The organism is Mycobacteriales bacterium (assembly GCA_035690485.1).
Lineage (GTDB): Bacteria > Actinomycetota > Actinomycetes > JAFAQI01 > DASSKL01 > DASSKL01.
In genome coordinates this window covers 1-15,168 of the sequence record DASSKL010000102.1, presented here as the reverse complement: position 1 = coordinate 15,168, position 15,168 = coordinate 1, and the positions used below count along the sequence as shown (strand labels likewise).

Below are 15,168 nucleotides of genomic sequence, written 5' to 3'. Positions count from 1 at the left end.
GCCGAGAGCCGCTACTCGGTGGCGATCGCCTGCAGCACGTCGAGCCGCGCGGCACGGCGAGCCGGCCAGATCGCGGCCAGCACGCCGACCAGACCCGCCACGACGACGAAGACCACGACGTTGCCGCCCGGGATCGCCATCTCCTTGATGCCCGTGCTCGCGAGCGTGCCGACGAGCGACACCCCGAACACCAGCCCGAGCACGACGCCGAGAAGTGCGCCGTAGACGGAGATGACCACCGACTCCAACCGCACCATCCGGCGCAGCTGCCTGCGGGACATCCCGACGGCGCGCAGCAGCCCGATCTCGCGGGTGCGCTCGACCACCGACATCGCGAGGGTGTTCACGATGCCGAGGACCGCGATGAGGATCGACAGCACGAGCAGCGCGTTGACGATCAGCAGCAGCTGGTTGACCTGAGCCTTCTGCTCGGACTTGAACTCGGTCTGGTCCTTGAGCGTGACCACCGGGTAGCCCGCGAGGGCGTTGTCGAGCCCCGACCGCACCGCGGCCGCGTCGGCTCCCGGACGCACGTCGACGTAGACGAAGCGGTCCTGCGTGGTGCCCCCGGTGGCGACGAACGTGTCGAGCGGCAGGACGTACTGGCCGACGACCTGGTTGGCCGCGTAGATCCCGCCGACCGTCAGCGTGCGCCTGTCGCCGCTCTCGAAGAGCACGGGCACCTGGGTGCCGACCTTCCAGCCGCGTGCCTGCGCGGTCACCTTGTCGACCAGCAGGCCGTCGCCGGTGAGACCGGCGGTCGAGCCGGACTGGTAGTCCAGCTTGAGCGACTGGTCGAGCGAGCCGGGATCGACGGCGGCGAAGAACGTCTTCTTGCCGTCGATCTCCGCCTGGCCGAAGCGTTCGCGGGTGACCGAGGCGACGCCGTCGACCTTGGCGACGCGTTGGGCGATCTCCGCGGTGAACGGCTGCTGGGTCTGGCTGGACACGATGAAGTCGGCGCCCACCGACTCGTTGATCAGCGCGTCGACCGAGGAGTTGGCCGACGCACCGAGCACCGAGAACGCCGTCACCAGGGCGAGCCCGATCATCAGTGCGCTGGCGGTGGCCGCGGTGCGCCGCGGGTTGCGCAGAGCGTTCTCGCGGGCCAGCGACCCCGGCCGGCCGAACAACCGGGGGAGCGCCCGACCGACCACGCGGATGAACGGACGCGACAGCACGGGGCTGAGGACGATGCCCGCAACGACGAGCAGCATCGAGCCGAGCCCGACGAAGCCGGCGGCCTGGCCGGCGTTGGAGTCGGCGGAGGTCAGGCCGCCGACGATCGCCAGCACGGAGACGGCGAGCAGGGCCGCCCCGATGATCGTGCGCCGGCGCAGGGAGCGTTCGGCGAGCGGCGCGTCGGCCCGCATCGCGACGACCGGCGGCACCTTGGCGGCGCGACGCGCCGGGAGGTAGGCCGCCAGGCTCGTGACGACGACGCCGACGACGTAGGCCCAGAGGACGGTGCGCGGCTCGAGCACGAGGCCACCGTCGAGGGTGAGGCCGAACCTCCCGAAGATGCCGCGCAGTCCGGTTGCGATGCCGAAGCCGACGGCGAGGCCGACCGTCGAGCCCACCAGCCCCAGCGCGAGCGCCTCGTAGAGCACGGAACGGGTCACCTGCGACCGGCTGGCTCCGAGGGCTCGCAGCAGCGCCAGCTCGCGGGTGCGCTGGGCGACCAGCATCGAGAACGTGTTGAGGATGATGAACGAGCCGACGAACAGCGCGATGCCGGCGAAGACAAGGAGGAAGATGTTGACGAACTTCAGGCCCTTGCCGATGTCGTCGGCGGCCGATGTCGCGCGCTCGTCCTTGGTCTCGACCTTGTAGCCGGGTCCGATCGCCTCGACGATGCGGTGCTTCACGGTCTGCTGGCTCACGCCGCTGTCGGTGAGCACGCTGACGCCGCTGACCCGGCCGGGATTGCCGAACAGCTGCCGCGCCTGTGGGGCGTCGAACGCGGTCAGCGAGGCACCGGCCAGACCGCCGGTGTTGCCGAACCGGAACACCCCGGTCAACCGGGCGTCGACCGCACCGGCCGGGGTGAGCACCCGGATCCGGTCGCCGACGTGGTAGCCGGTCTTGTCGACCGTCTTCGTGTCGAGTGCGATCTCTCCGGGGGCGTCCGGGGCGGAGCCGTCGAGCAGGTGCAGGGCGGACAGCTTCTCGTTGGGGTCCCAGTCGATGCCGACGCCGGGGGCTCCGCCGGTCTGGACCACCTTGCCGGCCCGGTCGAGCACGTAGACGCCGTCGCTCTGGATGTAGCCGTGGGCGGCCGCGACGCCCGGCAGCTTGCCGATCGCCGCCGCCAGGTCGGCGGGCACGTCGAGCGCGCTGCTTCCGCCGCTGTCCCCGAACAGGCCCGAGTCGAACGCCGGTTGCTTCGTCACGGTGACGTCGGCGGAGGTTGCCGCGAACAGGTCCTTGAACGTCTTGCCGAGCGTGTCGGTGAAGATCAGGGTGCCGGCGACGAAGGCGACCCCGAGAACGATCGCGATACCCGACATGACCAGGCGCAGCTTGTGCGCCAACAGGTTGCGCAGGCTCACGTGGAGCAAGGGTCAGCCTTGCTTCTGCGGAGCCGCAACGTCAAAGCTCTTCATCTGGTCGAGCACCCGCTCGGCCGTCGGGTCGGCCATCTCGTCGACGATCCGCCCGTCGGCCAGGAACAGCGCGCGGTCGGCGTAGGCCGCGGCGGCCGGGTCGTGCGTCACGATGATGATCGTCTGGCCCATCTCGTCGACCGACGCGCGAAGGAACGCGAGCACCTCGCCGCTGGAGCGCGAGTCGAGGTTGCCGGTCGGTTCGTCGGCGAAGACGACGTCGGGCCGGCTGGCCAGCGCCCGGGCACAGGCGACCCGTTGCTGCTGGCCGCCGGACAGCTCGCTCGGCCGGTGGTCGAGCCGGTCGCGCAGACCGACGGTGTCGACGACCCGGTCGAGCCACGCCTGGTCCGGCTTGCGACCGGCGAGGTCGAGCGGCAGCGTGATGTTCTCCAGCGCGGTGAGCGTTGGTACCAGGTTGAAGGCCTGGAAGACGAACCCGATGCGGTCGCGCCGCAGCTCGGTGAGCCGCTTGTCGTCGAGCGCGGACAGCTCCGCGTCACCGACGAAGACCTGCCCGCTGGTCGGCGTGTCGAGCCCAGCCAGGCAGTGCATCAGCGTGGACTTGCCGGAGCCGGACGGCCCCATGATCGCGGTGAGCTGGCCGGAGGCGAACTCCACGGTCACGTCGTCGAGGGCGACGACGCGGGTGAGGCCCTCGCCGTAGACCTTGGTCAGGTCCCGGGCGCGGGCGGCGGCGCCGCCGGGTCGGACGGCGCCGTCTGAGGCAGGCTGAGCCGGCTGGGCCGTGGCAGGCACGAGTCAACTCCATGCAGAAGTGCGGGGGTGAGTGCGCCCCAGGCTAGGCCAACCTGACCGGCTCGACGTGGGATTTCGGGCCGAATCGACGGGACGAACGTCACGCCTCCGCGGCGGTGGCTGGGATGTCCGTCGGGGTGGCAGACGGCGGCGGCAGTGGCGGTGGCGTGCCGCCGAACGCGGGGCAGAAGGCCTTGTGGTCGCACCAGTCGCAGAGGCGGCTCGGTCGCTCGCGCCAGTCGCCGGTCTCCATCGCCTTGCTGATCGCGGCCCACAACGCCTCGACCTTGCGCTCGGTGGCCACCAGGTCGCGCTCGTCGGGTGCGTAGCGCAGCACCTCGCGGTCGCCCAGGTAGATGAGCTGCAGCAGGCGGGGGATCTCACCCGTCGATCGCCACAGCACCAGCGCGTAGAACTTCATCTGGAAGAGCGCCTTGGCCTCGAAGGCCTCACCGGGCGCCTTGCCGGTCTTGTAGTCGACGACCCGCACCTCGCCGGTCGGCGCCCGGTCGAGCCGGTCGACGAACCCGCGCAGGCGCAGCCCGGAGTCGAGCACCACCTCGACCAGCTGCTCGCGCTCGGCCGGGTCGAGGCGGCGCGGGTCCTCGAGGGTGAAGTAGCCGTCGAGCAGGCTCTGCGCCGAGACGAGCCACTGGCCGAGGTCGTCGTCGCCGTCGAACATCTCGGCCAGCTCGGGCTCGGCCGCGACCATCTCCTCCCACGCCGGCCGCAGCAGGTCGGCCGCCGCCGCGGGTGTGCGCAGTGGCGCCGGCAGGTCGAACAACCGCTCGAGCACCGAGTGGACCATCGTGCCGCGGGTGGCCTCGCGACTCGGCCGCTCGGGCAACCGGTCGATGACCCGGAAGCGGTAGAGCAACGGGCAGGTCATGAAGTCGCCGGCCCGTGAAGGTGACAGTGAGCCGATGACGTCGACGACGCCTGGCGGATCGGTCTCGAGCGCGGTCACAACGGGACCGTACGGCAGCTCGCCGACAGTTTCCGGCCGAGCGGGCTCGATGGGGAAAAGTGTCGCGATTTCCATCGGCGCCCATGATCGCTTCCGCGCCGTAGCATCGGAGAGGTGAGCCAGGAGCAGCCCCGCCGCCAGCCCCCCGGCTGGCTGGTCAACGGGCTGTCGGCCGGCCGCATCTTCGGCATCCCCATCTACTTCGCGCCGTCCTGGTTCCTCGTCGCCGCATTCATCACCTGGCAGTTCGGGCCCATCGTCAACGACCGGGTCGGCGGACTCGGGGCGTGGCAGTACGCCGTGGCGCTGGTCTTCGCCTTGCTGCTCTACGGCTCGGTGCTGATCCACGAGATCAGCCACTCGGTGGTCGCCAAAGCGCTCGGCCTGCCGGTGCGCCGGATCGTGTTGCAACTGCTCGGAGGGGTCTCCGAGATCACCCGGGAGCCGCAGACGGCCGGCCGGGAGTACCTCGTCGCGGTCGCGGGCCCGCTGACGTCAATCTTCCTGGCCGGGGTCGGCGCCGCCGTCGTGCCCGCGCTGGAGAAGAACACCGTCGGCTGGGCGATCGCCTACGAGTTCGCCTTCGCCAACGCGATCGTCGCCGTCTTCAACCTGCTGCCGGGCCTGCCGCTCGACGGTGGGCGGGTCCTGCGAGCGGCGCTGTGGCGGCTGTCCGGCGACAAGGTCAGAGGGACCCGCGCCGCCGCGAACTTCGGCCGAGGCCTGGCGGTCGTCATGGCCCTCGCGCCGGTCGCCGCGGGGCAGATCTCCGGCGGCCAGCAGGCCGCGGGCTCGCTCATCTACCTCTGGCTGCTCGCGCTGTTCATCTGGACCGGCGCCACGCAGTCGCTGGTGCACACCCAGGTCACCGCGACGCTGCCCCTGCTCCGGGTGCGTGAGCTGCTGCGCCCGGCGACGCAGGTCGCCCCGGACCTGCCGCTGGCAGAGGCCCTGCGGCGGGCCCGTGAGGCCGGCGCGCGCGCGCTGATCACCGTCGACCGCGACGGCGCCCCCGAGGGGGTCGTGTCGGAGGCCGCCGTCCTCGCCGTACCCGTCGAGCGGCGGCCCTGGGTCCCGGTCGCCTCGGTGACCCACACGCTCGATGCCGGCATGCGGCTGCCGCTCGACCTCGAGGGCGAGGCGCTGGTCGACGCGATCAAGCAGGCCCCGGCCGGCGAGTACGTCGTCGTCGGGGACCGCGGCGAGGTCGCGGGGGTGCTCGTGCAGGCGGATCTGGCCACCGCCCTGCGCAGCGGGGTCGCCGCCCGGTGAGCCGGCACGAGCCTGCCGGCGCACGAGGCCGGCGCGGACCGTTCGCGGCCGGTGACACCGTGCAGCTCACCGACGCGAAGGGCCGGCACCACTCGTTCGTGCTCGAGTCCGGCAAGGAGTTCCACACCCATCGCGGGTCGATCGCGCACGACGACCTGATCGGTGGACCGGAAGGGGTCGTCGTGAAGACCTCGGGCAGCGCGGCGTACCTCGCGCTGCGGCCGCTGCTCGCCGACTTCACCCTCGGGATGCCGCGGGGAGCCGCGGTGGTCTACCCCAAGGACGCCGCCCAGGTGGTTCACCTCGGTGACGTCTTCCCAGGGGCGCGGGTGGTCGAGGCCGGGGCCGGCTCGGGCGCGCTGTCCTGCGCGCTGCTGCGGGCCGTCGGCGACTCCGGGCGGGTCTGGTCCTACGAGCGCCGCGCCGACTTCGCGGAGGTCGCCCGGGCCAACGTCGAGCGGTTCTTCGCCGGACCGCACCCGGCGTGGACCCTGACCGTCGGCGACCTGGTCGAGAGCCTCGCGGCCGAGCCCCTCGCCGAGCCGGCCGACCGGGTCGTGCTCGACATGCTCGCGCCGTGGGAGGTCGTCGACGCCGTGGCCGGCGTGCTCGCGCCGGGCGGCGTCGTCACGGCGTACGTCGCCACCACCACCCAGCTGTCGCGCACCGTCGAGACCCTGCGTGGCCACGGCGCGTTCACCGAGCCCACGGCCTGGGAGTCGCTCGTGCGCGGTTGGCACGTCGAAGGACTCGCCGTACGCCCCGAGCACCGCATGATCGGGCACACCGGGTTCCTCGTCACCGCCCGCCGGCTGGCGCCGGGCGTCGAGCCCCCGCCGCGCCGCCGCCGGCCCGCCAAGGGAGCACAGCCGGCAACGGGCACTCCAGAGTCGGATCGATGTTGACGACAACCTGCGTGTTGATCCCGCCGTATCGGAGGGACATGGAGCAGTGTCGAGCCTTGCAACAGGCGTCCACGTCCGTGGCGCCGACGGTAGGGTGACTTCCTAGCCGGTACGCCGGAGGAGGTGAGGGCCCATGCCTCGCGACGACGCTGAAGAGCGCGCGGCGCGCTACGAGAAAGAGGTCCACGACCTCTCGACGCAGCTCGCCTTCCTCGAGGAGGAGGTCGCGCTGCTGCGCCGCAAGCTCGCCGAGTCCCCACGCCAGGTCCGGGCCCTCGAGAGCCGGCTCGCCGACGCGCAGGCAAACCTCTCCGGCGTCGTCGGTCAGAACGAGCGTCTCGTCTCCACCCTGAAAGAAGCACGCGAGCAGATCGTCGCGCTCAAGGAGGAGGTCGACCGGCTCGCCCAGCCACCGAGCGGTTACGGCACGTTCCTGGCCGCCCAGGACGACGGCACCGTCGACGTCTTCACCGGCGGCCGCAAGCTGCGGGTCAACGTCAGCCCCGACATCGAGGTGACCTCGCTGCGCAAGGGCCAGGAGGTCATGCTCAACGAGGCGCTCAACGTGGTGCTCGCCCGTGAGTTCGAGCGGCAGGGAGACGTCGTGCTGCTCAAGGAGCTGCTCGAGGGCGGCGACCGCGCACTCGTCATCGGCCATGCGGACGAGGAGCGCGTCGTCATGCTGGCCGACTCCCTCGTCGACCAGCCGATCCGTGCCGGCGACTCCCTGCTCGTCGAGCCGCGTTCCGGCTACGCCTACGAGCGGATCCCGAAGTCCGAGGTCGAGGAGCTCGTCCTCGAAGAGGTGCCCGACATCGACTACGCGTCGATCGGTGGCCTGCGCGACCAGATCGAGCAGATCCGCGACGCGGTCGAGCTGCCCTACCTGCACAAGGACCTGTTCTCCGAGCACCAGCTCAAGCCGCCCAAGGGCGTGCTGCTCTACGGCCCACCCGGTTGCGGCAAGACGCTGATCGCCAAGGCCGTCGCCAACTCGCTCGCCAAGCAGGTGGCGAAGGTCACCGGCAAGCCGGAGGGGCGGTCGTTCTTCCTCAACATCAAGGGCCCGGAGCTGCTCAACAAGTACGTCGGGGAGACCGAGCGCCACATCCGGCTGGTGTTCCAGCGGGCTCGCGAGAAGGCGAGCGAGGGCACGCCGGTCATCGTCTTCTTCGACGAGATGGACTCGATCTTCCGCACCCGCGGCAGCGGCGTGTCCTCCGACGTCGAGAACACGATCGTGCCCCAGCTGCTCTCGGAGATCGACGGCGTCGAGGGGCTCGAGAACGTCATCGTCATCGGCGCGTCCAACCGCGAGGACATGATCGACCCCGCGATCCTGCGCCCCGGGCGCCTCGACGTGAAGATCAAGATCGCCCGGCCCGACGCGGAGGCCGCGCGCGACATCTTCTCGAAGTACCTCACCGAGTCGCTGCCGTTGCACCCCGACGACCTCGCCGAGCACGGCGGCAGCGCCGACGCGTGCGTGCAGGCGATGATCCAGACCGTCGTCGAGCGGATGTACACCGAGACCGAGGACAACCGCTTCCTCGAGGTGACCTACGCCAACGGTGACAAGGAAGTCCTCTACTTCAAGGACTTCAACTCCGGCGCCATGATCGAGAACATCGTGGCGCGGGCCAAGAAGATGGCGATCAAGGACTACCTCGACACGAATCAGAAGGGCATCCGGGTCGCCCACCTGCTCGCCGCCTGCATCGACGAGTTCAAGGAGAACGAAGACCTGCCCAACACCACCAACCCCGACGACTGGGCGCGGATCTCGGGCAAGAAGGGCGAGCGGATCGTCTACATCCGCACGCTGGTCTCCGGCAAGGGCACCGACACCGGCCGTTCCATCGACACCGTGGCCAACACGGGCCAGTACCTCTGAGCGCGACGCCTACGCTGAACCCATGACGGTCCGGCGGGTCATGGGCACGGAGACCGAGTACGGCATCGCGGTGCCCGCGGTCGCCGGCGCGAACCACATGATGGCGTCGAGCCAGATCGTCAACGCCTACCTCGCCGCGACCACCCGCACCGCCGACCGCCGACCGCGGTGGGACTTCGAGGAGGAGTCCCCGCTGCGCGACGCTCGTGGGTTCGAGATGGCGGGCAGCATGCGCGAGAGTGTCGAGCCGCTGTCCGACGAGGAGCTGGGCCTCGCCAACGTCATCCTGACCAACGGCGCGCGCTTCTACGTCGACCACGCGCACCCCGAGTACTCCACTCCGGAGTGCACCAACCCGCTCGACGTCGTGCTCTGGGACAAGGCGGGGGAGCGGGTCATGCTCGCGGCCGCCGAACTGGCCGGCCAGATCCCCGGCGCCTCGCCCATCCAGCTCTACAAGAACAACACCGACAACAAGGGCGCGTCGTACGGCTGCCACGAGAACTACCTGATGGCCCGGGCGACGCCGTTTGCCGACATCGTCCGGCACCTGACGCCGTTCTTCGTCTCCCGGCAGGTCGTGTGCGGCGCCGGGCGCATCGGGATCGGGGCCGATGGGCGGGGGCAGGGCTTCCAGATCTCCCAGCGGGCCGACTTCTTCGAGGTCGAGGTCGGCCTGGAGACGACGTTGAAGCGGCCGATCATCAACACCCGGGACGAGCCGCACGCCGACCCGGAAAAGTACCGCCGGCTGCACGTGATCATCGGCGACGCCAACATGAGCGAGGTCTCGACCTATCTCAAGGTCGGCACCACCGCGCTCGTCCTCGCCATGATCGAGGACCGGTGGCTCTCCGACAACGCGATGGACTTCACCGTGGAGACACCGGTGGCCGCGTTGCGGGCGATCTCGCACGACCACACGCTGTCCCACCAGGCGGTCCTGCGCGACGGCCGCCGGATGACCGGCGTCGAGCTGCAGATGGCGTACCTGGAGCAGGCTCGCAAGTACGTCGAAGACCGCTACGGCGTCGACGCCGACGAGCAGACGCTCGACGTGTTGCACCGCTGGGAGGCGACCCTCGACCGCCTCGTCGACGACCCGATGTCGCTCGCCGGTGAGCTCGACTGGGTGGCGAAGCTGTCGCTGCTGCAGGGCTACCGCGACCGCGAGGGTCTCGACTGGGGGGCGCACAAGCTCGCGCTCGTCGACCTGCAGTACTCCGACGTACGCCCCGGCAAAGGTCTCTACAACCGGCTCGTCGCGCGGGGGCGGATGCAGCGTCTCGTCGACGAGGACGCCGTACGCCGCGCCGTCACCGAGCCGCCCGAGGACACCCGGGCCTACTTCCGTGGCCGCTGCCTCGACAAGTACGCCGCCTCGGTGGCGGCCGCCTCCTGGGACTCGGTCATCTTCGACGTCGGCCGGGAGTCCCTCCAACGGGTGCCGACCCTGGAGCCCTTGCGCGGTACCCGCGCGCACGTGGGCGACCTGCTCGACCGCTGCGACACCGCGGCCGAGTTGGTGGACGCGCTCGGCCGCTGACGTCCGAGGGGCGCGCGTTTCCGCGTCTTCGTTCGCCTTCTCCCGTGTCAACCGGCGGTGCGCGGACAGCAGCGCGTGCCTCGGAACGTCATGGGTCGGGGATAGGGTCGGCGATGCGGGATGTTTCCGACGACACCTGCGGAGGGACCGATGGCTACCACCGACAGCGGCGGACAGCAGCGCCAGACCCGGCGCTCGGACGAGGCCGACGAAGCCGCCGTCGAGGCGGCACCGTCGAGCGACGTCCAGGAAAGGCACGAAAAGCTCAGCGAAGATGTCGACGACATGCTCGACGAAATCGATTCCGTGCTCGAGGAGAATGCGGAGGACTTTGTCAAGAGCTATGTACAGAAAGGCGGAGAATGAAATAGAAGTCTTGGATTCCGCATCGATCTTCTGCTCGCCGCTGTCAACTATCTCGGAGGACCCAGGTGTCGCTAGATCACGGTGGCGCCGGGCGTCTCCCGACCGCGTTCCTCACGCCGGGCGTGAGCTCCTTCGCCGAGTTCCTCTCCGCGCACGCACCCGACCTCCTTCCTGGGCGGCGCCTCATGGCTGACGGGCACCCACCGCTCGAGGTCCCGCACGGCACCACGATCGTGGCCGTGACCCACCGCGGTGGTGTGGTCATGGCCGGCGACCGGCGGGCGACGATGGGCAACGTCATCGCCCAGCGCGACATCGAGAAGGTCTTCCAGGCCGACGAGTTCTCCTGCGTCGGCATCGCCGGCACCGCGGGTGTGGCGGTCGAGCTGGTGCGTCTGTTCCAGGTCGAGCTCGAGCACTACGAAAAGATCGAGGGCACGACGCTGTCGATGGACGGCAAGGCCAACCGGCTGTCGATGCTCGTCCGCGGCAACCTGCCGATGGCCATGCAGGGCCTCGCCGTCGTGCCGCTCTTCGCGGGTTACGACCACGAGGTCGACGACCCGACGAAGGCCGGGCGCATCTTCTCCTACGACGTGACCGGCGGCCGTTACGAGGAGCATTCGTTCCACTCGGTCGGCTCGGGCAGCCTGTTCGCCCGCGGCGCGCTGAAGAAGACGTTCCGCGACGACTTCACCGAGGACGACGCGGTGCTCGCCTGCGTCAACGCGCTCTACGATGCCGCCGACGACGACTCCGCCACCGGCGGTCCCGACCTGACCCGACGCATCTTCCCGGTCGTCGCGTCGGTCACCGACGAAGGTTTCCGCCGTCTCGGCGAGGACGACGTGGCCTCCGTCGTACACACCGTCGTCGACGAGCGGATGACAAACCCGGGCGGCGTGCCCGCGCCGCTGCGCACCACCTGAGCCCCCCACACCCCTCCGACCGCCGCGAGGAGCGCCGCCCGTGACGATGCCGTTCTACGTCTCGCCCGAACAGGCGATGAAGGACAAGGCCGACTACGCCCGCAAGGGCATCGCGCGCGGCCGCAGCGTCCTCGCCCTCGCCTACGAGGACGGCATCCTCTTCGTCGCCGAGAACCCGTCGAGCGCGCTGCACAAGGTCAGCGAGATCTACGACCGCATCGGCTTCGCCGCGGTCGGCAAGTACAACGAGTTCGAGAACCTACGCGTCGCCGGGGTGCGCCTGGCCGACATGCGCGGCTACTCCTACGACCGCCGTGACGTGACCGGGCGCAGCCTCGCCAACGCCTACGCCCAGACCCTCGGCACGATATTCACCGAGACCAACAAGCCCTACGAGGTCGAGATCGTCGTGGCGGAGGTGGGGGAGAGCCGCGCCGACGACCAGATGTACCGGTTGACCTACGACGGCTCCGTCGCCGACGAGCAGGGCTTCGTCGTCATGGGCGGTCAGGCCGACACGATCTCGACCCGGCTGCGGGAGACGCACCACGACGACATGCCGCTCGCCGGCGCCCTACGCGCGGCGGTCGAGGCGCTCGATGCCGCTGACGACACCCGGAGCTTGACCTCGTCGCAGCTCGAGGTGGCCGTTCTCGACCGCAACCGGCCACGCCGCAAGTTCCGGCGGATCACCGGCCCCGCCCTCGAACGGCTCCTGTCGGCCGACGGCGCGGCCGCACCGCCGGCGAACGGCGAAAAGGGCTAGAGCCGCGCATCGGCGCAGACGAAGAGCAGGGACCGCCCCGGCGGGACGGTCCCTGCTCTCGTGTCGAACGAGGACTCGGCCTACAGCCCGCCCACGCCCAGGATGCCTGGCGTGAACGGCGTCGAGCTGGTCACGAGGTGGACCGGCGACCCGTTGCTGCCCTGCAGCTGGCCGAGGTGACCGTTGAGCCAGGTCAGCTCGTGGGAGAGGTCGCCAACGTTGTTGCTGCCGGGTACCGGCGCGACCTCGACCGTGCTGAGCACGCCGAGCGCCTTGCCGTCAGCGGTCAGGAACCCGCTGCCCGAGTCACCCGGGATGCCCGGCGTCATCGTGTAGACCTGGTGCGTCCAGCCGCCGGCCGAGTCGCCCAGGCTGATGCCCTCCTTGGGCGAGAGCTGAGTCAGGCCGAGGCGGAGCTCGGAGTTGCCGTAGCTGTAGACCATGTCGCCCTGCTGGGTGCCGGTCGTCGCCAGGCCGGTGGGGCCACCGAAGAACGGAACCGTCGGGCTGACCTTCGCCGCGTCGGCACTCGGGATCGCGATCAGCGCCAGGTCGTTGTAGGCGCAGGCGTTCGCGTCGTTCGCGTCGTTCGCGCCGACCTTCTGCATGGCCAGCCACGAGTTGTAGACCATCGTGCCGGTCACGGTCGTCCCGTCGTCGGCGAGGACGTCGACCTTCGTGCCGAGCGGGAGCGAGCCCGACGTGCAGCCGTCGGTCGCGGTGTTGCCGCCGGTGCCGGAGCAGTGGGCGGCCTGGCCGAGGTAGGTGGTGCTTCCGTCGGTGTAGACGAAGTTGGCGGTGCACTGCGCGCCGTTGGTCATCGTCTGCACGCCGGGGTGGATCGTCGGCACCGTCGTCGCGGCCGTGGCCGGCACCGCCGCGTAGGCCGACGCGGCGAGCGTCATCGCGCCCGCCACCGCAGTCACACTGCGCCAAGCTCTCACCGTTGCTCCCGGGGGTTTCGAGGTGCGGTCACGGAGCCCAACGAGCGCCAACCCCCACGGGTTACGCACGGATGTGCCCGGTTTGTGACTCTAGTCACCCCTGCGGGGCTTGGGGCGGACTTGGTCCGACGTTCAGCCGAGGTGCTTGCCGAACCAAGCCAGCGCCCGGGACCAGGCGTCGCGCGCCGCGCTCGCGTGGTAGTCCGGCCGCTGGTCGCAGTGGAAGCCGTGACCGGCATCGGGGTAGCGGACGACCTCGGTCGGTACGGACGCGCCGGCCGCGACCTCCCGCAGCCGCTCGACGTCCTCGACCGGGATCGACTGGTCGAGGTCTCCGTAGAGGCCGAGCCACGGAGCCTGCAGGTCCCGCGCCAGGTCGACACCGGCCGGCATGCCGAACCGCCCTTCGGCGACGCCGCCGCCGTAGAAGCTCACGCCGGCACCGATCGGTAGCCGAGCAGCGGCGAAAAGCGTGATGGTGCCGCCCATGCAGAAGCCCACGACGCCGATCTGCTTGGCGACGAAGCCGGCGTCCTCGAGGTAGCCGAGCGACGCATCAAGGTCGTCGAGCAGCCCGTTGTAGGTCAGCGCGCCCGCGTGCGGCATGACCTCCTGGAAGTTGCCGTAGGCGATCACGCCGTCGCCGGTGCGGTAGTAGAGATGCGGCGCCACCGCTCGGTAGCCCTCCGCGCCAAAACGGCGGGTCACGTCCTCGATGTGGTCGTTGACGCCGAACGCCTCCTGGATAACGACGATGGCGCCCTTGGCCTGGCCGTCGGGACGGACGTCGTAGAGCGGCATCCGCCCCTGGGTGGTGGCAACGTTGACGGTGGCTGTCTGCATGGGCGCCATACAACCACCGGCCTCGGAGACGCGGAACGGGCGTCGCGCTGGCGGCGCGACGCCCGTTCTGGAGTGGTGATCTGCGTTCGTTGCTACGCCGTACGCCGCTTCCGTCCGGCGACCATGAGGAGTCCGCCACCGAGAAGCGCGCCCAGCCCGGAGGTGAGGAGCGCACCGGTGTGGCTCGCCCCGGTGAACGGCAGGGTGGTGGCCTGGGTGGCCGCGACCTGCGGAGTCGCCGAGCGAGTGAACTTCTCCCCGAGCACCTGAGTGCTCGGCGTGCTGGTGACGACCTTCACCGGGCTGACCTGCGTGCCCGACGGAGGGGGCGTCTGCGGGTGGACGACCGGCGGAGTGACTACCGGCGGTGTCACGACCGGCGGCGTCGTGGTGCCTCCAGGCGTGTTACCGCCACCCGGAGGTGTACCGCCCCCGCCGGGAGGAGTGACGGATCCGACCGTGGCGACTGCATTGGTGAAGGTCACCGTGACGGTCGGAACGCTGCCGCTCGGGTTGGTGACGTCAACGGTGGCGGTCCCAGTCTTGACGTCCCCCGAGCCGGCAGTCGACGGGTTTACCGAGATGGCCTGCAGCGTGTAACCGTTGGCCGGCACTTCGGTGACCGTCACTGTCGTTGCCTTGGCGTTCGGGGTCAGCGGAACGCATGGGCCTCCGGCGGTTACCCGCACGCTGTTCGGTGTGGCGCCCGTGACGTTGAAGCGGAAACTCGGCGCCGCAGCGCCCACCGGGAGGCCAGAGATGGTCGCCTTGCAGACCTGGACACCGCTGGGCGTTGATGTCGTCCCGCCCGGTGTGCTGCTCTGGTTGCAGTTCACCCAGAACACCTTGTGCTTGACGCCGTTCGGGCCGGGCTGGCCCGTCGTGACGGTCAACTGGACGTGGTAGCCCTGCTGCGGCTGGTACGTCAGGCCCAGGGTCTGCGCCTTGTCGGCGTCGAAACTCCAGGTCTGCGTCGCATCCTGGAAGCTACCCGAGTTGCCGTTGCCGTCCGCGTCCGTGGTGACCGGATTCACGCTCGACCCCACCAGGGTGATGACGTTGCCGTTCGGGGCGTTGAGGTCCTCGCCGTGACCGGACGGCGGCTGTGCGACGAAGGCAGCGCTGAGCGGCTGGTTCGCGTCGAAGCCGAAGTAGTCGGTCACGAACGTGCAGCCGACGTGGGGTTGATTGCGCGGATCGGGGTCGGTGGCGGCGTTCGCGCCGACGTCGTGAATCTTCACCGTGCCGTTGTTGCCGGGCGGGTTGTTCGTGTTGTTCCCGCCGCCCCCGTTGTTGCCGTTGTTGTTTCCGGCCACACCTGTGCCGCCTGCACCTGTACCCGTCGCGCCCGAAGGGCAGTTGGGGTTGCTC

The 15,168-nt window shown here is 70.2% G+C and carries 13 protein-coding genes; 7 read left to right on the top strand and 6 right to left on the bottom strand.

Going from position 1 to position 15,168, the window contains the following annotated elements:
* Positions 1–11: 11 nt before the first annotated feature.
* From VFJ21_15180 to VFJ21_15170, 3 genes are all read right to left on the bottom strand, one after another.
* Positions 12–2,552, bottom strand: coding sequence for an FtsX-like permease family protein (locus VFJ21_15180; GenBank protein ID HET7408465.1), 2,541 nt, complete (start codon positions 2,550–2,552; stop codon positions 12–14).
* A gap of 12 nt (positions 2,553–2,564) precedes the next feature.
* Entirely contained in the window at positions 2,565–3,284 is a 720-nt protein-coding gene (locus VFJ21_15175; protein ID HET7408464.1) for an ABC transporter ATP-binding protein, read from the bottom strand.
* Between the two features lie 181 nt (positions 3,285–3,465).
* Positions 3,466–4,332, bottom strand: a complete 867-nt coding sequence (locus VFJ21_15170) for a RecB family exonuclease (GenBank protein ID HET7408463.1) — start codon at positions 4,330–4,332, stop codon at positions 3,466–3,468.
* A gap of 114 nt (positions 4,333–4,446) precedes the next feature.
* Here VFJ21_15170 and VFJ21_15165 point away from each other — a divergent pair, with 114 nt between their 5' ends.
* The 7 genes from VFJ21_15165 to prcA all read left to right on the top strand — a co-directional run bounded on the left by VFJ21_15165 (position 4,447) and on the right by prcA (position 12,010).
* Positions 4,447–5,604, top strand: a complete 1,158-nt coding sequence (locus VFJ21_15165) for a site-2 protease family protein (GenBank protein HET7408462.1) — start codon at positions 4,447–4,449, stop codon at positions 5,602–5,604.
* Positions 5,601–6,509 carry a tRNA (adenine-N1)-methyltransferase gene (locus tag VFJ21_15160; GenBank protein HET7408461.1) on the top strand — a complete coding sequence of 303 codons (909 nt, stop codon included), beginning with the start codon at positions 5,601–5,603 and terminating at the stop codon, positions 6,507–6,509. Before VFJ21_15165 ends, VFJ21_15160 begins: the two co-directional genes overlap by 4 nt.
* 133 nt (positions 6,510–6,642) lie before the next feature.
* Positions 6,643–8,403: a proteasome ATPase gene (gene arc, locus VFJ21_15155; protein ID HET7408460.1), complete on the top strand. Its 1,761-nt coding sequence runs from the start codon at positions 6,643–6,645 to the stop codon at positions 8,401–8,403.
* A 22-nt stretch (positions 8,404–8,425) separates the two neighbouring features.
* Positions 8,426–9,949 carry a depupylase/deamidase Dop gene (dop, locus tag VFJ21_15150; protein ID HET7408459.1) on the top strand — a complete coding sequence of 508 codons (1,524 nt, stop codon included), beginning with the start codon at positions 8,426–8,428 and terminating at the stop codon, positions 9,947–9,949.
* Between the two features lie 150 nt (positions 9,950–10,099).
* A complete protein-coding gene (locus tag VFJ21_15145; GenBank protein HET7408458.1) occupies positions 10,100–10,315 on the top strand; it encodes a ubiquitin-like protein Pup in 216 nt (71 codons plus the stop codon).
* 65 nt (positions 10,316–10,380) lie between these two features.
* Entirely contained in the window at positions 10,381–11,244 is an 864-nt protein-coding gene (gene prcB, locus VFJ21_15140) for a proteasome subunit beta (GenBank protein ID HET7408457.1), read from the top strand.
* Between the two features lie 40 nt (positions 11,245–11,284).
* Positions 11,285–12,010, top strand: coding sequence for a proteasome subunit alpha (gene prcA, locus VFJ21_15135; GenBank protein HET7408456.1), 726 nt, complete (start codon positions 11,285–11,287; stop codon positions 12,008–12,010).
* A gap of 80 nt (positions 12,011–12,090) precedes the next feature.
* On the opposite strand, the gene VFJ21_15130 is transcribed toward prcA, so the two are convergent.
* From VFJ21_15130 to VFJ21_15120, 3 genes are all read right to left on the bottom strand, one after another.
* On the bottom strand, positions 12,091–12,936 hold the full coding sequence (locus VFJ21_15130) for a serine protease (protein ID HET7408455.1): 846 nt from the start codon (positions 12,934–12,936) through the stop codon (positions 12,091–12,093).
* Between the two features lie 150 nt (positions 12,937–13,086).
* Positions 13,087–13,797 (bottom strand): dienelactone hydrolase family protein, encoded by a 711-nt coding sequence (locus tag VFJ21_15125; GenBank protein ID HET7408454.1) that lies wholly within the window; start codon positions 13,795–13,797, stop codon positions 13,087–13,089.
* Positions 13,798–13,889: 92 nt separating this feature from the next.
* Positions 13,890–15,168, bottom strand: a 1,279-nt coding sequence (locus VFJ21_15120) for a hypothetical protein (protein HET7408453.1), incomplete at its 5' end; no start/stop codon positions are given.

Coding starts and splice junctions, on each gene's coding strand:
- arc (HET7408460.1), top strand. CDS start 6,643: ATGCCTCGCGACGACGCTGAAGAGCGCGCGGCGCGCTACGAGAAAGAG.
- dop (HET7408459.1), top strand. CDS start 8,426: ATGACGGTCCGGCGGGTCATGGGCACGGAGACCGAGTACGGCATCGCG.
- VFJ21_15145 (HET7408458.1), top strand. CDS start 10,100: ATGGCTACCACCGACAGCGGCGGACAGCAGCGCCAGACCCGGCGCTCG.
- VFJ21_15125 (HET7408454.1), bottom strand. CDS start 13,797: ATGCAGACAGCCACCGTCAACGTTGCCACCACCCAGGGGCGGATGCCG.